This is a genomic window from Paenibacillus vandeheii (assembly GCF_030433635.1).
Lineage (GTDB): Bacteria > Bacillota > Bacilli > Paenibacillales > Paenibacillaceae > Paenibacillus > Paenibacillus vandeheii.
On sequence record NZ_JAROCD010000002.1, the window covers coordinates 479,518 to 503,831 of the forward strand.

Below are 24,314 nucleotides of genomic sequence, written 5' to 3' on the forward strand. Positions count from 1 at the left end.
CCGGAATATCCGGTTACTCACACTGAGGAGGATTTATACAAATGAATACCTTTTTAATCATTTTGAACGTAGTGGTTATGCTCGCTCTTCTAGGTGTCCTGTTCTGGATGCAGAAGAAACATATTTCCTTTACGAAGCGTGTATTTGCGGGTCTGGGCATCGGGGTCGTCTACGGCGTCATTCTGCAACTGCTCTACACGTCTGATTCTGACATCATTACCAAGTCGGTCGATTGGTTTAATCTGGCCGGTTCAGGATATGTTCGTTTGTTACAAATGGTCGTGATTCCACTAATTATGGTTTCCATCATTTCGGCTATCATGAATCTGAAAGGCAAGCAGAATCTCGGTAAAATGAGCCTTTCGATTATCGCCATCCTGCTCATCACGACGGCGATTGCCGCAAGCGTGAGTATTGTGACGAGCTTGAGCTTCAACCTGACTTCCATTGAGATTGAGGGTGGAGACAGAGAGCTTGCACAGGGGCAGAAGATGGAGGAACGTCTCGTTGACGTGAAGGACCAGACGATTCCACAACAAGTACTGGAGTTCATCCCGTCGAATCCGTTCGCGGACATGACCGGAGAACGTCGTACATCTACACTGGCAGTTGTTATTTTCTCGGCCTTTATCGGAGTAGCAGTGCTCGGATTGGATCGTAAAAAACCACAGCAGGCGGAAACGTTCCGCGGCATGGTTAATGCGGTATATGCAGTGGTTATGAGGATTGTAACGCTGGTGCTCAGGCTGACGCCATACGGGATTCTGGCGCTGATTACCAAGGTAACCGCGACAACCAACCCGGATGAGATTCTGAAGCTGATCAAATTTGTCATTGCTTCCTACGTGGCGTTGATCGTGATGTTCATCATCCACCTGATTATTATTTCACTTTTTGGCTTCAATCCAATTACGTATGTGAAAAAGGTTCTGCCAACGCTGATATTTGCCTTCACATCCCGTTCAAGTGCGGCAGCGATTCCGCTTAATGTGGAAACACAAACGAAGAAGCTGGGCGTATCGGACGGGATTGCAAACCTGTCGGCAAGCTTCGGGGCTACTATTGGTCAAAACGGCTGCGCCGGGATCTATCCGGCCATGCTGGCGGTCATGATTGCTCCTACGGTCGGGATCGACCCGATGAGCTGGGATTTCATCATTACGCTGATCCTGGTAGTCGTAATCAGTTCATTCGGCGTAGCCGGTGTAGGCGGCGGGGCAACCTTCGCTTCCCTGATCGTGTTGTCCACGATGAACCTGCCGGTAGCTTTGGCAGGATTGCTGATCTCGGTTGAGCCGCTCATCGACATGGGTCGTACGGCGCTGAACGTGAACGATTCGATGACCGCAGGTCTCGTATCCAGTAAGATTTTGAAAGAAAACGATCAGGATACATTTAATGATCAAAGCCGTGATCTGGATTCCGCGATTCAAGTGTAATTGATCCGGACTCTCTTTTCACCTCTGGCATGCGGGTGAACACATGAATACCATAAGCCTGATCAGCCGTCCTTCGGGTTAACCCGGAGGGCGGTTTTTTTGCGGCAATCAAATTGTACTGTGTACGGTGTGTGAAGCAGTCTCCTTTTTCGATACACGGGAGGAATATAGTAGGATAGTAGCTACTCGATTAGGCTTGGAGTTATTTAGTGCTGTTCAACCTTGGGGAAATGTGATAGAGTAATCATGTTTTGGCCCGGAGCCAAACCGCGGTTCGTAACCATCCCGCGTAATCAAAACTAGGAAGGCAGTGTATGATTTGTGTTTAATTTAGGATGGGGAGCGCTTTTCGTTCTCGTAACGTATGGATTTTTCCTTTTGTGTTACCGCTTGTTCGGTAAAAAGGGTCTTTATGCCTGGATCGGTGTGGCAACAGTCATTGCCAACATTCAGGTGACCAAAACGATAGATATTATGGGTATCGTTCTGACACTGGGCAATACAATGTATGTCAGTATGTATCTGACCAGTGATCTGCTCAATGAGAAGTATGGACCAGGTGAGGCGCGTAAAGCCGTATGGTTCGGGTTCTTCACATTGATCATGACGACAGTGCTGATGCAGATGGTATTGTTCTTTGAGCCGGCGTCTACGGACTTTGCACAGGAGTCGATGGAAAAATTGTTTGGTATGCTGCCACGTCTTGCACTCGGAAGTCTGTCAGCCTATTTCATCAGTCAGTTTCTGGATGTACGACTGTACACTTGGCTGCGTAAGGTGGCGCCTGGGCGCAATCAGTTGTGGATACGTACCAACGGCAGCTCGATTATCAGTTCGTTTGTGGATACGCTGGTATTCTGCACGATCGCTTTTGCGTTCATCTATCCATGGGATGTCTGGCTTGAAATTTTCCTGACGACGTACGTGATCAAATTTGTATTGACCGCGGTAGGAACGCCGTTTCTATATGCTGCACGAAGCTTTAAATTCAAGGATGAAGCCTAGACTTGTCGTTAAGTTCGTCCGCAGAATGCTGAATCGAAACACAAAAGTCCCGCAAAGCCATGCATTCATGGTTTCGCGGGACTTTTGGTTATGGCCAATAAGGATTAGTCCGTCAGAATTTGCAGCTCTTTTGGATAGGTTGTCAGCACTTCGACGCCATTTTCGGTCACGAGTACATCATCCTCGATACGCACACCGCCTGCGCCAGTGACATAAATGCCCGGCTCAATCGTAAATACCGTACCTTCCTCCAGAATGTCCATGTTCTGACCATGCAGTGAAGGATACTCATGCACGTCAATACCCATTCCATGTCCGACTCTGTGCAGGAAGCGCTCGCCATATCCGGCTTCTTCCGTAACCTGACGCGCCGCACGGTCAATATCCGCACAGGTGACGCCGGGCTTCACAGCACGAATGGCAGCTTCATTTGCTGCGAGCACGGTATTATAGATGGTTTGGAGTTCAGGTGAAATGTCCCCAAAGGCAAATGTGCGTGTAATATCCGATGCATACCCGCCAGCGTAGACACCCATATCGAACATCAAGAGATCCCCGTGTTGGAGCTTGCGATCGCCCGGGGTGCCGTGCGGCAGACCTGTTTTGGGTCCAGTAAGAACCATGGTATCAAAGGAAGGACCGTCTGCACCCAGCTTCTTCATCTGATATTCCATCTCGGCAACCAGTTCAATTTCGGTTACGCCTGTACGAACGTGGGACAGTCCCTGGCGAAGCGTCTCTTCGATCAGATGAATGGCGTGGCGAATACGTGCCACTTCATCCGGTGTTTTTTTCACACGCAAGGTGCGAAGCAGAGGGCCGACATCTTCAAAGTTGCCTGCGCCTAGCGCGGCGGTCAACTGTTCGTAACGTGCGACCGTCACGTATTCTTTTTCGAGTCCCACGCGGCCCAGACGTCCCTGATAACGCTCAAACAAAGCGTAAGGATTGTCCGTGTCTGAATGCGTGGCAATGTTGGATACCGAAGAAGCGGCTGCGGCGGCTTCCTCGTCGAGTGCGGGCACGATCAACAGCGGATCTTCGCCGCGTGCGAGAACAAGCCCGAGGAAACGTTCATGCGGATTGCTCGCAAAACCGGTTAAATAGTAAATATGTTTTGGATCCGTGATCAGCATAGCGTCCAATCCTTGCGTAGACAAACCAGCTTCTAGCCGGGATAAAGGAGTTTGATTCATGAGTGTATACGTCCACCTTTCAGTTCGTTATATATAAATTGAACTTAAGAATATTTACACTTGCCACTCCGATGACAGAACAACCTTCCGATCGCTGTTATCCCCAGATTTTTTGGAATGTCTTTTTTCAAAGGGGAAAATCCGGGGATAAAGGCGAAGCGTAAGCTTCCGATGCAGCTTTCTTTCAGAAAGCTTTTAGCTCCGCTTCTTCAGGTTATTTCTGTCCTCTACGTTCTCGTGTAAATGTTTAGTTCAATTAATATATCTTTCTATTATAGAAGAATATCTCGGAAATCCAAACGGGAGACCATGATGCCTGGAAATTAGCTTCAACTCCCCGTTTGAGGAGCAGAAGGGAAGGGTAATACAGGGCGAAACCGCGTAGAATTGCTAATTTGCTTACTTAGATTTATTTACTCGTTTACTTACGTTGGAAATGGACGGTCCTTGAAACCAGGATTTACATGATATAACAACGACATTAGAAGGGAGATGTAATCATGAATAATCGACTAAACGTTCCGTTATATGCTTCGTTACTCAGTATCGCCTTATTAACCGCCTGTGCTTCCGGTGACCCGACGACAGGATCACAGCAGACGTCTCAGGGTCAAGGTACAGGTCAGGAGCAGACGACAGCGAGCGAAGGCAATGACGGTGCGAGTGGCGGTGAAGAAGAAACGGAGGAAAATGCCATTATTCCTTACGAGGCTTCCGTGCTGGTCGACGGACTCAATGTACCTTGGGAGTTGGTAAGCGTGCCTGATGGACGGATGTTTGTAACAGAGCGACCGGGTACCATTCGGGTCATCGAGAACGGAGAGCTGGCATCTGAACCTCTGATTGAATTTACTGCTCCATTTAATGAAGAAGGGGAAGGTGGCCTGCTTGGACTTGCTGCTGATCCGGACTTTGACAATAATGGCTATCTGTATGCATACCATTCCTATCTGGAAGGTGGTGGTGACATTGCCAATCGGGTGTTGCGCCTGAAGGTAAGTGATGGGAAGGCGACCATAGACAAGGAGCTGCTCAGTGACATTCCTGGTGGGGTGAATCACAATGGAGGACGGATCAAGATTGGTCCGGACAACCTGCTCTATATTACGACAGGTGAACGCTATGAGCCGGAGCTGGCCCAGAACGAAGATAGCTTGGGTGGCAAAATATTGCGGGTTGGTCTCGACGGATCGATCCCAGAAGATAACCCTCGGCCTAATTCACCTGTGTACAGCATGGGGCATCGGAACGCACAGGGCCTGGCTTGGAACCCGGACAATGGCTATCTGTATGCCACAGAGCATGGTCAGCGTAATTTTGATGAAATTAACCGGATTGAAGCAGGTGAGAATTATGGCTGGCCAGAGGTAGAGGGAGACGATGATAATAATGGCACATATCAGGCTCCGCTTGCCCATAGTGGAGACGAAACATGGGCTCCATCAGGTGTAGCCTTTATAGAGGAAGGTCCGTGGGCCGGATCACTGCTTGCTGCCAATCTGCGGGGTGAACAACTGCTTAAAATTACTCTGTCCGAAGATGGTACACAAGTAACGCAGGTGGAGCCGATTTTTAAAGACGAGTGGGGACGTATTCGCAATGTGACTTCTGGAGAAGACGGGAAGTTATACGTGCTCACGAACAACCGGGATGGCAGGGGATCTCCACGCGATGGAGATGACCGACTGATCGTTCTGACGCCGAAACCGTAACATTTACAATAGAAAAGGGGTTGTCCCGCCATGTTCATGACATATGGGACAGCCCCTTCGCTTATTATTGAAGTAAACATAGCCTTAGGTTGCAGGTTCCGATTAGTCCGCGCTTTCCGCAAGTTCAGCAATGCGCTGACTGGGTTCAGTGGTGTACTCTCCACCATGGTAACAAAGCACTTTCTCCAGCTTCAGGCCAAGCAGCCTTTTCAAACTGCGCAGCGCTTCAGGCATGTCCGGTGTTGCGGGTGGAGAAGGCCCCACCAATTCATCATCGACCACACGCAATTCATCGGCAGCGAGCAGGAATTGCTGCTCCCGGAAGTACAGGCAGATATGTCCTGGGGTGTGCCCCGGTGTATGAATGACCTGGATGCCCCCCTGTAAAGATAGCATGTCACCGTCCTCTAACACTTTGGATATTTTGAACTCAGTCCGTTGGGAGATCAATTGTTCCGCCAGCTCCGCTACAGGTTCAGGCAGCAACGCTTTGCGTTCTGGTGTGAACTTGATCATGGGCTCTTTGCCCGTGATATACGGAATTTCATCGCTATGCGCCCAGATTTCCACTTCTGGAACAGCATTCACCAGGGCACCAAGATTACCAATGTGGTCTATATCGGAATGTGTTACAATAATGCGCTTGATATCAGATAGCTGAACGCCTTCATGTTCCAGTGCGGACTGAAGTTCATCGAATTGGCCAATCATGCCTGTATCCACAAGTGTAATACCATCTTCATCGCGCAGCATGACAGGGTAGATCGGGTTTTTACCCGCAGGTGTGACAATGTGAAGATGTAGAGCCGTTATATCCGTGGATGGATTTTTCATACTGGTTCCCGGATTGAATCCGGTCCACCTCCTTTATAGAGTAGGATCATTGTGTATTTATCATTTATCATGAACGGGTCAATTCTCTGGCTGATTATATTTCAAGTGTTTTCTATATTGCTTCACCGTATCCAGGGTGGATTCGAACTCTTGTTTCGCATCGTGATTCTCTCTGACGATGGAAGCATAAGAAAAGTTGGAGTGAATAAGTTTATTTCGGAGTTGAAACACGTTGGTGATTTCTTCTTCAATGTTCTCCATTCCCGATTTCAGGGAAATATGTTGATTTTTTAATTCAGCCTGAAGGATCTCGATATTGGATAAAGAACGGTATGCAGGAGTTTTCATAAGCTGGATCGAATTAAAATTTTTTTTATGCGTTTGCTGGTATAGTTGATTCAGCAGGTTTTCAATAATCGTGCATAATTCAATCGTCCATGAACTATATTTGCGTTCTTGCCGTTTTCGGATAAGGTCACCAATCTCTTCATCGTCCCACAGTTTATCCTTTTCGTGCAGTGGTGAGTCTGGCTTTTGCTGGAGATTTTGAACCTCCTGTTCGATTAGTGTAATGTCATGTTTCGCTTCTTTTTTCAGTTTCTTGAAGTCTTCTTTGGTTAGCATACGTATCCTCCCTATAAGACCAATATGTGATCTTTCGATTATCTCATATTGACGTCAGGAGTGCTTTATAAACTAGAAGACAATGGTCCCAAAATACGAAGAACTTCGGTTCAGAAGGGAAATACCTGATGTCCACAAAGACAGCGATTGTAACGGGAGCCAATTCAGGCATGGGTCTGGCAACCACTATTGAACTTGCAAGGCAAGGGTATCACGTAATTATGGCTTGCCGCAGCGAGAAGCGCGGACAGCAGGCTCTAGAGGAGGCACTGCGTCAGTCCGGCTCTACTGCGATTGAACTGATGCTGTGTGACCTGGGGTCACTGGAAAGCATCCGTCATTTCGCCCAATCATTTCGGGAGCGTTATGATACACTTGACGTTCTCGTTAATAATGCGGGTGTCGTCATGTTGAAGCGCCAGGAGACCTCGAACGGTTTTGAGCAAGGCATCGGCATTAACCATCTTGGACATTTTTTGCTTACCTTACTCCTGATTGAGCCGTTGAAGGATGCGGAGCAGGGGCGGATTGTGAATGTTTCGTCTGGTGCGTACAAAGCTGGCAAAATTCATTTCGAAGATCCCCATCTGCATAAAGGCTATAATCCAATCAAAAGTTATGCGCAATCCAAGCTCGCTAACGTGTTATTCACCCGTGTTCTGGCCCGCAAATTGGCGGATACCCGCATCACGGTGAACTGTCTTCATCCCGGTGCGGTTGGTACTAGTATTGGCGTAGATCGTAATACCGGTTTTGGCACACGCATTATGGGTATCGTAGGCAAGTTACCGTTTTTCCTCTCTCCTGAAGAAGGGGCGCAGACGGCGATTTATCTTGCCACAAGTCCTGAAGTTGCCGGAATAACCGGACGTTATTTCTATCAACAAAAGGATCAGGAATTGAAAGCTCATGCTCTGGATGCCGCCGCAGCTGAGCGCTTCTGGACATGGAGCGAAGAGCAAGTCGGACTCAGACCTGAAGAAAAATTGTAAATGCTGATCATTCGAAGCAGAAGCGGCGACTTCCTTATGGAAACAGAATTAGAGGCAGCCGTTATCCATATTAACGGTCTGCCTCTAACGTTAAGTTTTAGCCAATTCCTATTTGAGCCGCTCAGGCTTTTAATTTCACAGCCTGCTGAATCATCTCAATAAATGCTTCAATTTGCTGAATGCCTTGATCGCCTTGACCGTATGCACGGACAGAGGCGGATGAGGCATTTTTCTCATTTTCCCCGAGTATGAGCGAGTAAGGTACTTTTTCCATCTGAGCTTCACGGATTTTGTAGCCGAGTTTCTCACTGCGTAGATCTGTTTCTACCCGAATGCCGGCAGCCCGCAGCTGGCTCTGAACTTGAAGCGCATAGTCGGCGTAATGATCCGACACAGGCAGCAGCTTCACTTGCACGGGCGCGAGCCAGAGTGGAAACGCACCGGCGTAATGTTCAGTCAGAATACCGATGAAGCGATCGATGGAACCATAGATGGCACGGTGGATCACGACAGGACGGTGTTTCAGGCTATCCTCGCCAATATAAGTGAGATCGAACTTCTCGGGCATTTGAAAATCAAGCTGGATAGTTCCGCACTGCCAGCTGCGCTTCAGAGCATCGAGAATGTGGAAGTCAATTTTCGGACCGTAAAAGGCACCGTCACCCTCGTTAATGCGGTATTTCACACCGCGCCGATCAAGTACATTTTGCAATGCTCTTTCTGCTTGATCCCACAGCTCCTCTGATCCCATGGAATCGTCCGGGCGAGTGGAAAGTTCAATCTTGTACTCGAATCCAAAGATATCGTACATGCGTCCGATCAATGAAATCGCCTGGTTGATCTCATCTTCAATCTGCTCTGGCATTACATAGAGATGCGCATCATCCTGACAGAAAGTCCGAACACGCATCATGCCGTTCAGAGCGCCTGAGAATTCATGGCGATGAACCTGACCGAACTCCATCATGCGAATCGGCAGCTCACGATAGGAATGAAGTGTATTTTTAAAAATCAGCATATGTCCCGGACAGTTCATCGGTTTCAGTGCAAAAGTGTCATCATCCACCTCAGAGAAATACATGTTGTCCTTGTAATGCTCCCAGTGACCCGATTGCTCCCACAGACGATTGTTCATCATAAGTGGAGTACGCACTTCATGATAACCTTCCTGTAGCTGCAACTCACGGGAGAATTGCTCCAGTTCTGTGCGGACAGTCATACCTTTGGGCAGATAGAAGGGCATGCCGGGTGCTTCTTCAGAGAACATGAATAGTTCAAGCTCTTTGCCCAGTTTGCGGTGATCCCGTTTCTTCGCTTCTTCCAGCATGTGCAGATGTTCATCCAATTGGGCCTTGCTTGGGAAAGCAGTGCCGTAGATACGTTGCAGCATTTTATTATCCGAGTTGCCCCGCCAGTACGCACCAGCCACATTCAGCAGCTTGAAAGCTTTGATTCGACCAGTGGACGGAAGATGAGGGCCGCGGCACAGATCGAAAAACTCTCCTTGGTCATAAATCGAAAGCTCGGCATCCTCTGGCAAATCCTGAATAAGTTCAAGCTTATACGGATCCTGAATCTCTCCAAAGATGCGGAGCGCTTCCTCACGATTAACCACTCGGCGGCTGATCTTTTCGTTTTCCTGAATGATTTTGTTCATTTCCCGCTCGATGCCAGCCAGATCACTGATAGATAAAGCATGCTCCAGATCGACATCGTAATAAAATCCATCTTCAATGACAGGCCCGATGCCCAGCTTCACTTGTTCCGCACCGTAAATGCGTTTGAGAGCCTGTGCGAGTACATGAGCTGTGCTGTGTCGATAACGATACAGACCTTCCTCACTGTCCAGTGTAACGATGACGAGTTCGCAATCTTGCTCAAGCACCCAATCGAGATCGACATTCTTACCATCTACAATACCGCCGATGGCTTGTTTGCCCAGACTTGTGCTGATGGATGAGGCAACCTCTCCTACAGTGATACCGGCTTCGTAAAAACGTACAGCTCCGCCTTGCAGGCGAATTTCAATCGGATGTTGAGGTTGCTGTTGATCATTCGATGGATTGCTGAATTGGCTGTTTTTATTCGGATTACTCATGTGAACCACTCTCCAATATTCAAATTTGAAGCGCAAAAAACACCCGTCCCGGAAAAGGGACGAGTGCGCTCAGCTCGTGGTTCCACCCTAATTTGGTTATGAATGCTCCTGAACACGACCAGCCGCCGCAAGCAAGAACATCATAACCCTCATTGGAATCCGTTATCGGGGATCAGGCGGTGAACTCTACTGACAGGTTTGTCCGGAATTCATGAAAAAGTCCGCAAAACTGAGGTTCGAGGTCACGGCTGCAGAGGGGTAATTCCGGTCCGTTCGCTGAAGAAGGTTTCACCAATCCCTTCTCTCTCTGGGCAGCACGCAAACGAAATCTTGTCTCTGGTCATCGCCAAATATGCAGAATCGATATCGATTGAATTGATCTTAAAATCGTTGAAGTCTTTATCAATATATTGGAACAGGTGTTATTGAGTGTCGATTATATAGACTGAAAATGAAAAGGTCAAGCGGAATGTTTTTACCCCTGTTCTGATTGTCCATCCCATATTAACCGAATGACAGTACCCACACCAAGGGTTGATTGAACCTCGATACGGCCCTTCATCGCTTCGATTAACCCTTTCGTAACCGCCATACCAAGCCCTGATCCTACATCGGATGTACCAGTGTCAGTGCCGCGATAGTATCGTTCGAACAGCCTCCAGACCGTTTCCGAGTCCATTCCTTGCCCATCATCGGCAAAATGAACACTGAATTCGCCTGTCTGTTCACCTGGATGTACACTAACGGTCAGGGTCGACTCCGCTGGATTATGGAGAAGGGCGTTAGCGGTCAGATTATCCACAATGCGCTCAAAAGATGGAATATGCACATGGCCATAGACCGGAGCTTTGGCAGGCCGGAACAAAATTCTCCCTTTGCCATAGACCGGATTGCGTTCTGCACGCTGGACGAGATCATGCAGTAACGTATTCACGTCAGTTTCATCCACAGGTGGCTGGTATCCACCGCTGCGCAATCGGTACGTCATGGCAAGGTCATTCACAAGTCGGTCCATATACATGGATTTGTCCAGCATAATACCCGCGAATTCTCGCACTTCTTCCGGGGACCAGCTATACTTCTGTGCTTCAAGCATATGGGCGTATCCCTGGATGGAGGACAGAGGCGTCTTGAGGTCATGCGTTATTCCGGCGATCCATTCCTCACGCAGAGATTCGGTCTGTTTACGCAGTTCTTCATCTTGTTTCAGTGTGGTGGATAATGCCTGCATGGAGCGAAGCACTTCAGCATACACGTGGTATTTCCGTTTCCATTTGCCATTTCGTCGCTGGCTGCGAGGGGTGCCACCGATGCCTTTGGGTTCCTCATAATGTCCCTGCTCCAGCAGCTGGAGCCATTGGAGCATATGCAGCATGGGGGAACCGAAACGATTGGCGTACCAAAGGGCCAGCAGGATGAGCAAAATGACAACGGATAGGAGCAGCACGACGAGAGCTGGGGTCAAAATAAAGTTATAGGGATTTTCATCCCCTGAAGCAGTGGAATCGACCGGTATGTTGAGCATCCAGGTTGTGCCATTCTGTTCATCGTAAAAGGTTGCGGTCGACATGCCATATCGATTGGGATAACGAATACGCAGAACCAGTTCCTGAATGCTGTATTTACTGGGAACACCTATGGCTGGTTTGTTGTAAGAGGCCAGCTCCTGTCCGTAGGCGTCCAAAATTTGCAGAAAGGCACCTTTGGAACGAATGGCTTCCTCTTGTTTGGATTGAAGCAAGAGCTCTCCATTGGCGTAATGACTATCCTCACGGGCTTGATCGAGCAAGGATTTGGCCAGATTTCGTTCGCCGTACAACAAGGTGAAATACTCACCGTTTTTCTCCCGAATCAACATGGCGATCTGATAGGGGAACGCCTTTTCGGCCCCCCAGTATGCGATCAACTCTCCGGGCTTATATTGCGTTGGAACGTCGTCCGGTGTATTGAAATCATCAATGACATGACCTTTCTCATCCAGAACCTGCAGCCACCCCTGATTTTTCTCGACCTGCTTCAGCAGCTTGGGATCATAGCGGACCGTCCCATCGGGCATAATCTCTGCGGTATTGATCAACTGGTCAAGACCGCTGGTGGTGAAGTCATCCACCAGGCTTACTTCATTCATCTTGTGAATGACCCAATAGGTGGCTGCGGAACCCAACAGGATGATAATAACGACTGCACCAGCAAGCATACCGATAAACCGCGTCATTAACCTGCGACGAATGCTCATGGGCGTGACACAGGGTTAGGCTGAATGAGTTTGTATCCCAGACCCCGAACATTGACGAGAAACACAGGGTTAGAGGGATCGGCTTCAATCCGCTCACGAATCCGGTGAATATGAACCATAACGGTATTGTCGTCGCTGATGGCTTCCGAGCCCCAGACGCGCTCATACAATTCCGATTTGGTGAATATACGATTGGGATGTTTGCAGAAAAAGAGCAGCAGCTGATAGACAAGTGCCGGACAAGTTACGGCCTGTCCTTCAACCTGAAGTTCACCGGCTTGTTCAAATACTTGAAAGCGACCAAAATCATATATCCCATCCTGTACGGTAGAAAATGACGTATTTACGTCAGGAAAGGGTGAAGCAGCAGCAGTAGAGGTCGCCAGTTTGGTAGGCAAATACCGTTTCAGCAGCGATTTGATCCGAGCCACCACTTCAAGTGGATTAAATGGTTTAACGACATAATCATCGCCGCCAACGGCGAATCCAGTTAACTTGTCATAATCCGTTGTTTTGGCAGTGAGAAAAAGAATCGGTGCATCGGTCAATTGCCGCAGAAATGGACAGATTTCCAGTCCGCTTTTGCCAGGCAGCATGATATCCAGCACGATGCAATGATAGGTTTTATTTTGGCAGGCGGTAATCGCTTCTTCCCCAGTCGCGACGGTATCAATGTCTACAAATCGCTCTTTAAGCAGAACGGTTTTGAGCATATGTAAAATGGTTTGTTCATCATCAACTAGCAGTATGGAGACGTGATCCATGATGTGAAATGACCTCCCAGGACTTCCTATTGTTTATTGCTAATCATACCATCCAGAAGGGCAATGTAGTGTGAGAGCTATCTTAACGGAATCTTAATTATGATGCCATAGAGGACGCCACAGTTTAGCTACATGTAAGGATGGGTTAGACGAAGGATAAGATTCATTCTGTACACTTAACTGGAAAGTATAACGATCACCAGAAGGGATGTTGAGAATGAGGTGGAGAATGAACAGGCTGCATGAGAGAACTAAGGTACAGGAGCAACGCTCGAATTACGGGAGAAGTCAGCTGGAATCCACATATGGGGCACCTGAGAAATTACAGAGTAGAAAGGGTTGGAAGTTGATCGCCATAACCCTTGGTGCCTGCGTGATGTTGTCTGCTTGCGGTAACAGTAACTCCATTACGTCGGAACAGGCCAGACAGTCAAAGGAAGAAACGACGAATACAAATGAAGCGAGTGAGAGCAGTCGTCTGGAAGAGAATTCAGGTACAGAGGTGAGCGCCATCATTACACCTGACAATTTCATCGATACGTTAATGAACGGTTCCAAGGATGACATTTACAGTCAGATGAGTCCGGAATTGAAGCAAGCGATAACCCTTGAACAATTCAAAACATCTGCTGATCAATTTCTGGAGGGGGTAACCTCACTGAATCAAGTGGTCCATCTCAAAATGAACAAGTTGACTGAGCTTGCCTGGAAGGATCAAACCGGAACAAAAGGGATTCAAGCCTATTTTAGCGAAGCCAATCAGATTGAGGGGCTGTTGATCCAGCCGCTGGTAACCCATAAGGACACGGATGAAAAGTTCACCAAAACCGAATTTCAGTTCCCTATGAAGGGGGAATGGTATGTGTTCTGGGGAGGCAATGATGTGATGTCTAACTATCATTATGAGCATGAAACACAGCGCTACGCGCTTGATATCGTGCGAACCAAAGAAGGTTTCAGCTATAACGGGGATGCTCAGGTGAATGCAAGTTATTACGCTTTTGGTGAACCGCTCTATGCAGCTGCGGACGGAACCGTAGTTGACATCAAGAACGATATTCCAGACAATACGCCAGGCGTTATGAACCCGGAAGAACCGGCAGGTAACAATGTGGTCATTGACCATGGAAATGGAGAATATAGCATCACCGGACATATCAAGGAAGGCAGTGTAGCGGTCAAAAAAGGGGATAAAGTCAAGCAGGGAGACCTCATCGGAGAGCTGGGCAACTCGGGGAACTCCAGCGAGGCTCACCTGCACTTCCAGGTGTCGGACGGCCCGGATCTGTTCACTTCCCGTTCCATTAACATTCGTTGGGCGGATCAGAGCCAGCAGTTAACCCGGGGAAAGACCTTCCAGGGATTGCCTGAGTAATTGCGGGGCTGACCGGATGTTTGGGGGATGACGCCAGCTTCCTTCCTCCGTTATAATACCGTCATGAGATAGAATTGATCAGGATGATGGAGGAGTAGACATGGAACTGGATAGTGTGCAGATTGAGTATGCGCGTCGCGAAGACTTGCCAAGGATTGTGGAGATCTATAATTCCACGATTGAGAGCCGGATGGTGACGGCGGATTTGGAGCCAGTGACTGTAGAGCAGCGAGTTCCGTGGTTTGAGGAGCATTCTTCGGATCATCGTCCACTCTGGGTGATGAGGCATAACGGACAGGTTGTGGCCTGGGCCAGCCTGAGTTCATTTTACGGACGCCCTGCTTACAATGGGACGGTGGAAGTCAGTGTATATGTAGATCAGCAGTGTCGGGGAATTGGGGCAGGAGGACGCTTGCTGAACACGATTTTTGACGCTTGTCCTGCGCTTGGAATCAAGACGATTCTGGGCTTTGTCTTTGGACATAATGAACCGAGTCTGGGGTTATTGCGCAAGCATGGCTTTGAACAGTGGGGATATTACCCCGAGGTGGCTGTGCTGGATGGCATCAACCGGGATTTGGCGATCTTGGGCAAAAAAATATAAGCGTATTTCAAAGTAAATGAAAACCTCCAGATCCACAGCGCGTGGATTGGAGGTTATTTTTGCTTACATGGAATTTAGGTGTGGGACACGCCAAGCCCAAGCCTTTGCTTAATATCCTGAATCTGTGCCAGATGACGCTCTTCATGATAGCTTGCAAAATCGATCCACTGAGCCAGATCCATCTCACCGAAAACCGGGTGAGGAAAGGACTTGCTCCGCAGCAGTTCAGCCTCATGTTCCTGTGCAACGTGCATCAGCGCCTGATGAGAGGCTTCCAGATCGTGGCGAACATTCGCCAGAGCTTCCGGTTCCGCAGGAGGCTGGAGATGAGCCGGGGCGTTGACGGAGTGGCTGCGATCCAGTGTTAGCTCATATGGTTTTTTGTCCACAGAAACGGTCTGGGTCTGTTCCTTCTCTAGCGCCGCACGAGCTTGCTTCACAATTATACTTTCCATCAGATTCAGGTGACGGAGCACTTGCATCATGCTCCAGCGTTCAGGTGTGGGTCTAAGGTTCAATTGTTCTTCACTAAGTCCAGAGATCGCTTCCCAGATTTGACTACGAATGTCGTCATTACGAGTGAACATCGTGCAATCCTCTCCTTTATATGAGTTCTATGATGTCAGCTTGTGTATGTGTAGGCCCAGCATGTGGGTGCTTGATATATATCATAGAGGATATGAAGGGTGAATGCGAAGGAGGATTGAATTTACCTTGTTAGTTGAAGTTGTAAGGGTGAGAAAAAAGCTATTTCTTATAAATGAGCTATTTCAAATCATACCATCGTCAAAAAAGGATTGACGCTAAGTGCTGCTGGACTCTATAATCGATAACAAGTAACTTGATATGTAAGGAGTCCTGACATGGTATGTTAGTAATTGACGAGGTGTATCATCATACAGCATTGCAAATATCATCGTCCGATTTATTGTACCTTATCCAACAGCTCAAGGTCAAAAAAGAAAATGAGATTGAAACCCTCAAACATAAAATTGAACAATTCGAACAAAAAAAACGTGCGGAAGAAGTCGCTTATCAATCTTTGTCGCCAGTACGCAAATGGTTCGCAGGGCGACCCGCATCCCATCACCAGGCGGTGGAATATATGGTCCAGGTGAAGGAACGTTTTCGCAAAATGGAGCAGATTCGGCGGCGGATACGAGAACTGGACCGCATTGCCGAACGAATCAAGCATCCGGACAGCATTGAACGGGACGAAATCGAGCTTACGCCCGAAACGATCCGGGAGATTAGACAGCTTAGGGAAACGGAGGATGTATAAGCATGACTTTGGAGACGTTAAGCTCCGGGATTGATACGGTCTGGGTCGTACTGAGTGCAGCCATGATTTTGTTGATGGAGGGCGGGTTTGCTCTGCTGGAAGCTGGCTTTGTACGTTATAAAAATAGCGTGAATATTATTATGAAGGTTTTCGCCGACATTACAATCGGAACATTGCTTTTCTATGCGATCGGATTTGGCTTAATGTATGGTTCTGATGCTGGTGGTTTGGTAGGCATAACCGGATTTTTCCTCAATGGAGATTTGTCTCATCTAGACGTACCCGTATCACTGGAAACATTCTGGTTGTTCCAGGCCGCGTTTACCATTGCCGTCATTTCCATCGTATCCGGTGCTGTGGCTGAGCGGATTAATTTTCGAGCCTACCTGCTGTACATCATACTGATGACGGCTATTATTTATCCAATTGGTGGTCACTGGGCATGGGGCGGCGGTTGGCTCAGCAAGCTGGGCATGCAGGATTTTGCCGGTTCCGCAGTCATTCACGCGTTGGGCGGGTTCTCCGCACTGGCCGCAGCGATTATTATTGGGCCGCGTAAAGGAAAATACACGCCGCTTGGCGTGAGTGCCATTGCGCTTCCGAGCAATCTGCCGCTGGCATCTGTAGGCGCATTTCTGCTATGGTTCGGCTGGTTTGGCTTCAATGCAGGAAGTACGCTCAGTGCGACTGATGTAAGGATCGGTCACATTGCCATCGTTACGATGTTGTCTGCTGCTTCGGGCGGCGCAGTTACACTGCTCTACACCTTGTTCCGTTTCAATCGTTCGGATGCACCATCCGTCATTAATGGCTCGCTGGCCGGTTTAGTTGGTATTACGGCGGGTTGTGCCTTTGTCGGTGACGTGGCTGCGATATTCATTGGGGCGGTATCCGGATTGCTCATGATGGCTGCAACGAATTGGCTGGACCGCAGGCAGATTGATGATCCGGTGGGTGCGTTCCCTGTTCATGCTGTATCCGGGATGTGGGGAACGATTGCCGTGGGTTTATTTGCAACGGATGGGGGCTTGTTCATGGGAGGGGGCTGGAGGCTGCTGGGTGTTCAGGCCCTGGGCCTCACGGCTTTGGTCGTCTGGGGATTTGTCATGACCTGGATCGGTCTGAAGCTGATTGGCAAGATGGTTCCTGTCCGTTCCACGGAAGAAGAGGAAGATCTGGGCCTGGATATTAGTTATCATGGTGTAATGGCTGCCCACCAGTCGCATGAGTTTCTGGATAGCGAGGAGCATATTCGTGCATTCCAGGATGATCTACCGCATCGGAATCGTTAGGGATGGGATGGATCGTAAGGATAGAGGCTGACAGCGAATGTCAGTCTCTTTTTTCGCTAGAAGCAGGGAAAGAAGAGGCAGCGGAAGAATATACAGGTGTGTACCTGAATATGTCTCACCATAGATGTATTGTCAGAAGGGGAGGATCTGTATGATTAAACCTGAACAATGTGAACGTCTGACCAGAAAAGCCCGGAAAACACTTGAGGAATATGGATTGGGTAATGCTGCCGATCTGCTGTTATCTTCAAGTCGTTGGGGAATTCGCCTTGATGTATCGACAGCGGATGAGTATCGCAGAACAGGAAATTCACGTGTAGGTGGAGATCCGGATCTGCCGGAGAACATGAAATGGCCTTTGACACAGGATGGAGTACCCATGACTTTCCTGGCCCAGTTGAACCTTGTGGACTTGACGCCATATACGCCAAATGATGGTCGCGGGAATTTGCCCGAACGGGGCATGTTATATTTTTTCATTGGAGTGGATGAGCCTGCTTATCATATTGAGCATCGTGTAATTTACGAGCCGGACGCTCATAACCTGACAAGGCGAGAGCCTGCGGGCAAAACTGCGCTGAAGCAGGAGGATTTTGTAGCGCACTCGGTAACGGTGCTGCCTAACCTTGAGTTTCCTACATATGCGTACATTGATTCTCTGGATCTGAATGCACTCGCTGCCCCGCTATCTGGTGGAAAAGTAGCCGTCGAAGGGGAGGAAGGTCTATATGACCGATACCTTGAATTCGAGTCCAGCTGGAATCATCCGAGTACACAGAACTGGGGTGGCATGTTTGGATATCCTGACGGTCAACATCCGGATGCAGAGCATCAGGCGCTGTTACAGATCGTACTTGGTGAAGAGTATGATTATGATGAACAGGCGTGTGAGAAGAAGCTGACTGCTCATTATGGTGGAGATGAGGAACGGACACAACAAGAGCTTTCGGATACATTGCTTCTATTGAAAATTGATACGCATGACGCTATCGGATTTCAATGGTGGGATTGTGGAGAGTTGCAATTTTTCATTCGCAAGGAGGACTTGCTTGCAGGACGATTCGATCAAACGTATTGTTCGTTATATTCAAGTTAAGTTCATGTTTGTTATCATAGAAGCAACAAAAAGTCCCAAATGCCGTCTATAAGAGGGAGGAGGGGCTTTTTTGTTCGTCATTGTTTGTTTTCAAACATGGCTGGTTTATATATGAAGGGGGAATAAATGGGTTGATTAGCGATCATACGTTCTATATAATGGGATAAAAAGGGAGTGTTTCTGTTGATTCAATCCGCATTTAAACATATTGATGTGGCAGTCTCATCATTAATCAATTTATGTGACCAACTATCCGAACAGGATTTGGCTTTGACTCCGATTGAAGGCAAACGGCCGGTTGGAGAATTGCTTTCTCATCTATCCGTCATTTGTCGTGCAGATGTACATATTTCGGAGGGAGCCTCTGAAGAAGAAATGGCTTTATTTTACGAGGAAAATCAGCCGAATACACTCAGTGAGATCAAGGAAGCGCTGATTGCCAATCAGATGTACCTTTACCATAGATACAGACAGTTTAACACGGAGGAATTATTACAGGTGACTGACTCCTATTGGGGCGCTTCTTACAGTCGTCTGGAGTGGCTGCTTGAGATTATGGGACATGTATACCACCACAGGGGCCAACTGCACACGATGTTAACTTTCACTGGTATAGAGCCCAAAGTGGCATTGTTTGAATAGAAAAAATAGATACATTATACGAGTTTCTGCCTGAATAGAAACAAGATTAGATAGAATACATAGAGCATGTTATCCGAAACAAGCAACGGTTAAATCGGGATTAGATCGACGATACTATACTTTACTGATAGGGAGTACCAAATGGAGGGCAATAACACTACATAGGTTAAGAGAAATAGACTGAACATATTCAGAAACTTTATCAGCTTACGATAATCGAACCCATTATGAGAGGGTATTCAGTATACTGGAAATTTAACGTTGGTATCCCTTTTCTGAGCGCGATGATTTTCGCAGATTCATATTCTAGTGGTATACTCTGATCAAAGCAATGATTCATGGAATGGAAAGGAATAATGCCGTGGCACAGCCAGCAACCATTCTGCTTGTGGATGATGAGCAGGATATTATTAAACTGATGGAGATTTATTTTGGCAATGAAGGATATCGGGTTCTGACAGCCAGTGATGGGATCGAGGCGCTTGAGCAATTGAAGAAAGAGCCAATTGATCTGATCATTCTGGATGTCATGATGCCAAATATGGACGGAATTGAAGCCTGTATGAAAATTCGGGAAGAGCAGAAAATGCCGATCATTATGCTGTCCGCCAAAAGCATGGATATGGATAAAATCACAGGGCTGAGCATCGGTGCTGATGATTATGTGACCAAGCCGTTTAACCCGCTTGAACTAGTGGCACGGGCAAAATCACAGCTTCGCAGGTACCATACCTTCAATGAAGGCCGGGAGAACAAGGAGCATGAATGGGTGATTGACGATTTGGTCATCAATACCGATACCCATGAGGTCTGGGTCGATGAGCAGCCTGTTCGTCTGACTCCCCGTGAATTTGCCGTTCTGGAGCTGCTCGCGCGCCATCAAGGCTCTGTGCTTAGTATGGAGCAGATCTACAGACAGGTCTGGAAAGAGGAATTCATGGAATCCAACAACACCGTCATGGTGCATATCCGCAAGATTCGGGAGAAAATTGAACTCGACAGCAAACATCCCAAGTTCATACAGACGGTATGGGGTGTTGGGTATAAGATGATCAAACCACAATAAGCACGTGCGTTTACAAGGTGAATTGGATACAGAGCGTGAGCAGGGAGTTCCGAGATGAATTCAAAATTAATTAACACAGTCCGCTGGAAATTTATTTACGCATTTTTGCTGAGTGGCATTTTGACAGCGGCTATTTTGTATGGGGGCAGCAAAGTTGTACGATCCATTCTGGATGCTCAGACCTATCCTGATTATTCGCTCCCTGCAAGGGGTATCAGGTGGCTGGTGAACAATATTGGGGCGGTGCCATTAATGATTATAGTTGGCATACTTGGCTTCGTGCTGTTCTTTTTCCTGTTCACACGCAGGCTGATGCTCGTTTTGGATGAGATTACGGCGGGAATTCAGGAGGTTGCCAAAGGAGAACTGTCTCATCGGATCGAGGTAAAGACATCGGATGAATTTGGCGTTGTTGCTGCCAGTATTAATCAGATGGCTGAACAATTGCAGCTGTCATTGCATGAGGAGCGTAGTGCGGTCGCTGCCAAAAATGATTTGATTACAGGCATTTCTCATGATTTGAGGACACCACTTACCTCCATTCTCGGATTTTTGGAGTACATAGAGAAGGATCGCTATCAGGATGAAATTGAGATGCGCTATTACGTGAGCATTGCGTACGAGAAATCATTGACATTAAGGAAGCTGATCGACGATTTGTTCGAATATACCCGTGTCAGTGGTGGGAGCCTGCCCTTGTCCTTGACTTCTTTGAACCTGAACCCGTTTCTGATGCAGCTTGCGGAAGAGTTCGCTCCGATGCTGGAAGAGGCGGGCATGACATACAAGATCATCGGTGGACAGGAGCCTTTATGGATTCAGGCCGCTCCCGGGGAGCTTGTTCGTGCATATGAGAACCTGTTCAGTAACGCAATCCGTTACGGGGCACAGGGGAAAGTGATGGAGGTCGCGTTGTCTCTTGAAGGTGATGAAGCCGTGGTGCGTATCAGCAATTACGGTGAACCGATTCCGGCCCAGGATTTGCCCCATTTATTCGATCGATTCTACCGGGTGGACAAGTCCCGCTCTCGTGATACGGGCGGCACCGGACTGGGGTTGGCTATTGCCAAGTCAATGATAGAATTGCATCAAGGAAGTATAGCTGCCTACAGTGAACAGGGCCGAACCGATTTTGTTACGCGTTTCCCTGTAACTGCTGCTCCGATGAACAGAGACCAAGCGGAACAGTAACTTGAAAGAATTCTCGTCCGATGTATTAGATCTTGCTTGATTCAACATCCTAATTGCTTAATTAAGAAAATGATAAGAAGTTACCCACTTCCTCATTAAGAAATATTCGGTATCCTTAACCTCAATCGTACACATGAGCTGCTAAATTGAGGAGGATGCCGAATATGAGATTATTATTACGTACAGTCAGACTTAGATACATATATATCTGTGGAGCAAGCGCGTTACTTAGCGCCGCGCTCCTATTTGTCGTTTATCACATGTTACGTTTTGCCCACCGTCATCTCCTCTCTGAGACAACAGGGATAACTCGCGTTATGCATTGGGTGATAAACCATATCGGAACAACACCGTTGGTTATATTCATCGGGGGAGGTTTGTTTGCATTGTTTTTTTGGATTCGATCACAGAAGATTGCAGATGACCTCAAGGTGATTGCTCGTGGAACTCATGAGCTGGCTAATGGCCAAATTTCAGCACCGATTGAAGTGTTGAATGGCGGGGAACTGCGGCAGATTGCTGCCGATCTGAATGACGTTGCGATACGTATACAAGCGGAGCACATAAATAGTTCAGACCATGACTGGATAGATCGGGAGTCGAGAGGTGAAGAATGGTTCGGAAAGCGACATATTCAAGATGATTTGGTTGGTTCACAATCGGGCCGCTTAAGTGCCGATCTGCCGATTAAATTGACTCTCTATGGTGTTCGTTCATCGCTTGATACGGTCATGGAAGGACGCTGCCGGGATGAAGCGGAGATTCAGCACTGGGTCAGGCTGGCGTATGAACAGACGTTAAGGCTGGAGCTTGCCCTGGATTCCATGGAAATGAAGCCACAAGAACATTCAGGCTCTACTCCACATGTATTCAGGGAGCCTGAATGTTGAGATCCAGTATAAGGCGGGGAATCTATCACATATTTGATGCCTCTGTAGTGATCGTTACTTTGCTTGTGGTTGGCTATATCTATCTGGTTGCTTACGGCGAAGGTGTACTTCGCAATCATCCTGAGGCCATATCAACGGCCTCTTCCACCATCATTACGAATGCCAATGGAACAGAAATTTCGAGATTACAAGTACAAACCAAGGGATATACGGAATATGCCGATTTGAAGGACATGCCCGATCTGTTAAAGCAGGCGTTTCTGGCTACGGAAGATCGACGTTTTTATAATCATAATGGATTGGATTTTATCGGGATTGGCAGGGCGGTTGTGCAGGATGTTTTACATATGAACCTGAGTCAGGGAGGTAGCTCCATTACACAGCAGCTGGCCAGAAATTTGTACTTGAATGGAGACAAAACGCTGGTTCGCAAGGTGAATGAGATGTCGATTGCTATGGCGATGGAAAATAAATTTAGCAAGGATGAGTTATTGGAGATGTATTTGAACCATATTTATATGGGACGTCAGCAGTACGGGGTTAAAGCGGCGGCGTGGCGCTACTTCGGGATTAAGGATTTACATCAGCTGGAGATTTGGCAAATCGCTACGCTGGCTGGAATTCCCAAAGGGCCTTCCATATACAATCCGGTAGATCGGGAAGACCTATCACAAGAGAGGCGTTCTGTGGTTCTTGGCCTCATGCATGAGCAAGGAATTATTACAAAGAGACAGATGGAGGAAGCGCGAAGTGTGGACTATACAGCGCCAGATCCAACATCTGCATCGAGTTCAGGCTCGCCAGTGCCTGCTTACGTGTCTGCATTAGATGCGGTGATCGAGGAGGCTTCTCGCCTTACAGGCAAAAGTATGGCAGAGATTCAATCCGCAGGCTGGACCATTCATACAGGATTGGATGATCAAGCGCAGCTTTCGATGGAGCAAACGTTCCGCGAATCTTCCCGGTTCACCGATGATCGCAAGGATGAGCAAGTGCAGGCGAGCATGGTCATACTGGACCAGCATAATGGTGAAGTCAAAGCGATGATGGGCGGGCGTGACCCCATAAAAGGAGGCATTAACCGGGCAACCACGGATGCAAGGCAACCCGGTTCTGCATTCAAGCCCATCATTGCATACGGACCTGCATTGGAATCCGGGCAATTTAAGACGGAGAGTATACTACCTGATCAACGCATGAAATATGGGAGTTATCGACCAAGCAATCTAGGTGGGCGTTACAGAGGTACAGTTACGATGTCACAAGCCATTGAACATTCCATCAATGCTCCAGCCGTATGGCTGCTGCATGAGACAGGATTGGGACGCGCACATCAATTTGCAGATCGATTGGGCATTGAACTGGGTAAGGAGGATCTCAATCTGTCGATTGCCTTGGGTGGCTTGCATAAAGGGGTATCTCCACTGAAAATGGCTCAGGCCTATTCTGTCTTTGCTAATAACGGCAAGTTTAATACGTCACATCTGATTCGTGGAATTACGGATTCACGTGGCCAGGCGATTTATACTTTTAAGCCAGAGAACAAGCAGGTGATCTCCACCAACACGGCAACGGCTATGACCCGTATGCTCCAAGATGTGGTCAGTCAGGGAACAGGCAGTAGAGCACAGCTGAGTCGGCATAAAGTAGCGGGGAAGACAGGAACAACGCAGGCTGCATTACCTGATGTAAGCAAGGAAGCTAATCGGGATCTGTGGTTCGTGGGATATACCGGCAAGTGGACGGCTGCAGTCTGGATGGGATTTGATCGTACGGATGCAGAACATTATATGAGATCCGGAAGTGGTGTGGCGGCAGATTTATTTGCGTCTGTTATGAAGCGTGCTTTGCCATGAAAGAGATGGTTTGCTGTATAACGATGGACAAGGATTTTCCAGCAGACATGGGGAGATTTCTGCCTTATGGATCGTACAGTTATCGAACAAATGGATGCAACGATGAGACCACTGAAGGGA

General features: G+C 47.9%; 21 protein-coding genes. 14 read left to right on the forward strand and 7 right to left on the reverse strand.

Going from position 1 to position 24,314, the window contains the following annotated elements; all coding sequences use genetic code 11:
- The first annotated feature begins 41 nt into the window (after positions 1-41).
- Positions 42-1,439: an L-cystine transporter gene (locus tag P5G61_RS04975; protein ID WP_301245042.1), complete on the forward strand. Its 1,398-nt coding sequence runs from the start codon at positions 42-44 to the stop codon at positions 1,437-1,439.
- Positions 1,440-1,760: 321 nt separating this feature from the next.
- On the forward strand, positions 1,761-2,444 hold the full coding sequence (locus P5G61_RS04980; RefSeq protein WP_301245044.1) for a queuosine precursor transporter: 684 nt from the start codon (positions 1,761-1,763) through the stop codon (positions 2,442-2,444).
- 104 nt (positions 2,445-2,548) lie between these two features.
- Here the strand turns inward: P5G61_RS04980 and P5G61_RS04985 are convergent, their stop codons facing one another.
- The gene (locus P5G61_RS04985) at positions 2,549-3,640 is read right to left on the reverse strand and encodes a M24 family metallopeptidase (protein WP_301245046.1); all 1,092 of its coding nucleotides are present in this window, start codon (positions 3,638-3,640) and stop codon (positions 2,549-2,551) included.
- A 500-nt stretch (positions 3,641-4,140) separates the two neighbouring features.
- Between P5G61_RS04985 and P5G61_RS04990 the strand changes: the two genes are divergently transcribed.
- Positions 4,141-5,352 carry a PQQ-dependent sugar dehydrogenase gene (locus P5G61_RS04990; RefSeq protein ID WP_301245048.1) on the forward strand — a complete coding sequence of 404 codons (1,212 nt, stop codon included), beginning with the start codon at positions 4,141-4,143 and terminating at the stop codon, positions 5,350-5,352.
- 102 nt (positions 5,353-5,454) lie between these two features.
- On the opposite strand, the gene P5G61_RS04995 is transcribed toward P5G61_RS04990, so the two are convergent.
- Positions 5,455-6,186: an MBL fold metallo-hydrolase gene (locus P5G61_RS04995; RefSeq protein WP_301245050.1), complete on the reverse strand. Its 732-nt coding sequence runs from the start codon at positions 6,184-6,186 to the stop codon at positions 5,455-5,457.
- A 78-nt stretch (positions 6,187-6,264) separates the two neighbouring features.
- Positions 6,265-6,810 carry a hypothetical protein gene (locus P5G61_RS05000; RefSeq protein ID WP_301245052.1) on the reverse strand — a complete coding sequence of 182 codons (546 nt, stop codon included), beginning with the start codon at positions 6,808-6,810 and terminating at the stop codon, positions 6,265-6,267.
- A 128-nt stretch (positions 6,811-6,938) separates the two neighbouring features.
- Here P5G61_RS05000 and P5G61_RS05005 point away from each other — a divergent pair, with 128 nt between their 5' ends.
- Entirely contained in the window at positions 6,939-7,802 is an 864-nt protein-coding gene (locus P5G61_RS05005; RefSeq protein WP_301245054.1) for an SDR family oxidoreductase, read from the forward strand.
- A 121-nt stretch (positions 7,803-7,923) separates the two neighbouring features.
- Here P5G61_RS05005 and thrS read toward each other — a convergent pair whose 3' ends face one another.
- The 3 genes from thrS to P5G61_RS05020 all read right to left on the reverse strand — a co-directional run bounded on the left by thrS (position 7,924) and on the right by P5G61_RS05020 (position 12,900).
- A complete protein-coding gene (thrS, locus tag P5G61_RS05010) occupies positions 7,924-9,900 on the reverse strand; it encodes a threonine--tRNA ligase (RefSeq protein ID WP_301245056.1) in 1,977 nt (658 codons plus the stop codon).
- A gap of 475 nt (positions 9,901-10,375) precedes the next feature.
- Positions 10,376-12,136, reverse strand: coding sequence for a sensor histidine kinase (locus P5G61_RS05015; RefSeq protein WP_301245058.1), 1,761 nt, complete (start codon positions 12,134-12,136; stop codon positions 10,376-10,378).
- Positions 12,133-12,900, reverse strand: a complete 768-nt coding sequence (locus tag P5G61_RS05020) for a response regulator transcription factor (protein ID WP_301245060.1) — start codon at positions 12,898-12,900, stop codon at positions 12,133-12,135. Before P5G61_RS05020 ends, P5G61_RS05015 begins: the two co-directional genes overlap by 4 nt.
- A 229-nt stretch (positions 12,901-13,129) precedes the next feature.
- Between P5G61_RS05020 and P5G61_RS05025 the strand changes: the two genes are divergently transcribed.
- Both P5G61_RS05025 and P5G61_RS05030 read left to right on the forward strand, forming a co-directional pair.
- Positions 13,130-14,275: a M23 family metallopeptidase gene (locus P5G61_RS05025; protein WP_301245061.1), complete on the forward strand. Its 1,146-nt coding sequence runs from the start codon at positions 13,130-13,132 to the stop codon at positions 14,273-14,275.
- Positions 14,276-14,375: 100 nt separating this feature from the next.
- Positions 14,376-14,879 carry a GNAT family N-acetyltransferase gene (locus P5G61_RS05030; protein ID WP_079350770.1) on the forward strand — a complete coding sequence of 168 codons (504 nt, stop codon included), beginning with the start codon at positions 14,376-14,378 and terminating at the stop codon, positions 14,877-14,879.
- A 74-nt stretch (positions 14,880-14,953) separates the two neighbouring features.
- Here the strand turns inward: P5G61_RS05030 and P5G61_RS05035 are convergent, their stop codons facing one another.
- On the reverse strand, positions 14,954-15,466 hold the full coding sequence (locus P5G61_RS05035; protein WP_301245062.1) for a DinB family protein: 513 nt from the start codon (positions 15,464-15,466) through the stop codon (positions 14,954-14,956).
- Between the two features lie 281 nt (positions 15,467-15,747).
- Between P5G61_RS05035 and P5G61_RS05040 the strand changes: the two genes are divergently transcribed.
- The 8 genes from P5G61_RS05040 (at position 15,748) to P5G61_RS05075 (ending at position 24,194) form a co-directional block, all read left to right on the forward strand.
- Entirely contained in the window at positions 15,748-16,161 is a 414-nt protein-coding gene (locus tag P5G61_RS05040; RefSeq protein WP_079350768.1) for a hypothetical protein, read from the forward strand.
- 2 nt (positions 16,162-16,163) lie between these two features.
- The gene (locus tag P5G61_RS05045; protein ID WP_024629390.1) at positions 16,164-17,453 is read left to right on the forward strand and encodes an ammonium transporter; all 1,290 of its coding nucleotides are present in this window, start codon (positions 16,164-16,166) and stop codon (positions 17,451-17,453) included.
- Positions 17,454-17,604: 151 nt separating this feature from the next.
- Entirely contained in the window at positions 17,605-18,549 is a 945-nt protein-coding gene (locus tag P5G61_RS05050; protein ID WP_301245063.1) for a YwqG family protein, read from the forward strand.
- Positions 18,550-18,723: 174 nt separating this feature from the next.
- Positions 18,724-19,191 (forward strand): DinB family protein, encoded by a 468-nt coding sequence (locus P5G61_RS05055; RefSeq protein WP_301245064.1) that lies wholly within the window; start codon positions 18,724-18,726, stop codon positions 19,189-19,191.
- 343 nt (positions 19,192-19,534) lie between these two features.
- Complete coding sequence (locus P5G61_RS05060) at positions 19,535-20,257, forward strand: response regulator transcription factor (protein ID WP_029880794.1); 723 nt, start codon at positions 19,535-19,537, stop codon at positions 20,255-20,257.
- 54 nt (positions 20,258-20,311) lie between these two features.
- On the forward strand, positions 20,312-21,448 hold the full coding sequence (locus tag P5G61_RS05065) for a sensor histidine kinase (RefSeq protein ID WP_301245065.1): 1,137 nt from the start codon (positions 20,312-20,314) through the stop codon (positions 21,446-21,448).
- Between the two features lie 164 nt (positions 21,449-21,612).
- Positions 21,613-22,338: a HAMP domain-containing protein gene (locus P5G61_RS05070; RefSeq protein WP_301245066.1), complete on the forward strand. Its 726-nt coding sequence runs from the start codon at positions 21,613-21,615 to the stop codon at positions 22,336-22,338.
- Entirely contained in the window at positions 22,335-24,194 is a 1,860-nt protein-coding gene (locus P5G61_RS05075; RefSeq protein WP_435874044.1) for a transglycosylase domain-containing protein, read from the forward strand. The genes P5G61_RS05070 and P5G61_RS05075 overlap by 4 nt, the downstream gene beginning before the upstream one ends.
- Positions 24,195-24,314 lie beyond the last annotated feature (120 nt).

Excerpts from the sequence above, each read along its gene's own strand:
- P5G61_RS05020 (WP_301245060.1), bottom strand. The coding sequence starts at position 12,900 with ATGGATCACGTCTCCATACTGCTAGTTGATGATGAACAAACCATTTTA.
- P5G61_RS05065 (WP_301245065.1), top strand. The coding sequence starts at position 20,312 with ATGAATTCAAAATTAATTAACACAGTCCGCTGGAAATTTATTTACGCA.
- P5G61_RS04990 (WP_301245048.1), top strand. The coding sequence starts at position 4,141 with ATGAATAATCGACTAAACGTTCCGTTATATGCTTCGTTACTCAGTATC.
- P5G61_RS04985 (WP_301245046.1), bottom strand. The coding sequence starts at position 3,640 with ATGAATCAAACTCCTTTATCCCGGCTAGAAGCTGGTTTGTCTACGCAA.
- P5G61_RS05040 (WP_079350768.1), top strand. The coding sequence starts at position 15,748 with ATGTTAGTAATTGACGAGGTGTATCATCATACAGCATTGCAAATATCA.
- P5G61_RS05045 (WP_024629390.1), top strand. The coding sequence starts at position 16,164 with ATGACTTTGGAGACGTTAAGCTCCGGGATTGATACGGTCTGGGTCGTA.
- P5G61_RS05015 (WP_301245058.1), bottom strand. The coding sequence starts at position 12,136 with ATGAGCATTCGTCGCAGGTTAATGACGCGGTTTATCGGTATGCTTGCT.
- thrS (WP_301245056.1), bottom strand. The coding sequence starts at position 9,900 with ATGAGTAATCCGAATAAAAACAGCCAATTCAGCAATCCATCGAATGAT.
- P5G61_RS05025 (WP_301245061.1), top strand. The coding sequence starts at position 13,130 with ATGAACAGGCTGCATGAGAGAACTAAGGTACAGGAGCAACGCTCGAAT.
- P5G61_RS05060 (WP_029880794.1), top strand. The coding sequence starts at position 19,535 with ATGGAAAGGAATAATGCCGTGGCACAGCCAGCAACCATTCTGCTTGTG.
- P5G61_RS05030 (WP_079350770.1), top strand. The coding sequence starts at position 14,376 with ATGGAACTGGATAGTGTGCAGATTGAGTATGCGCGTCGCGAAGACTTG.
- P5G61_RS05070 (WP_301245066.1), top strand. The coding sequence starts at position 21,613 with ATGAGATTATTATTACGTACAGTCAGACTTAGATACATATATATCTGT.
- P5G61_RS05005 (WP_301245054.1), top strand. The coding sequence starts at position 6,939 with ATGTCCACAAAGACAGCGATTGTAACGGGAGCCAATTCAGGCATGGGT.
- P5G61_RS05050 (WP_301245063.1), top strand. The coding sequence starts at position 17,605 with ATGATTAAACCTGAACAATGTGAACGTCTGACCAGAAAAGCCCGGAAA.
- P5G61_RS04995 (WP_301245050.1), bottom strand. The coding sequence starts at position 6,186 with ATGAAAAATCCATCCACGGATATAACGGCTCTACATCTTCACATTGTC.
- P5G61_RS05000 (WP_301245052.1), bottom strand. The coding sequence starts at position 6,810 with ATGCTAACCAAAGAAGACTTCAAGAAACTGAAAAAAGAAGCGAAACAT.
- P5G61_RS04975 (WP_301245042.1), top strand. The coding sequence starts at position 42 with ATGAATACCTTTTTAATCATTTTGAACGTAGTGGTTATGCTCGCTCTT.
- P5G61_RS05035 (WP_301245062.1), bottom strand. The coding sequence starts at position 15,466 with ATGTTCACTCGTAATGACGACATTCGTAGTCAAATCTGGGAAGCGATC.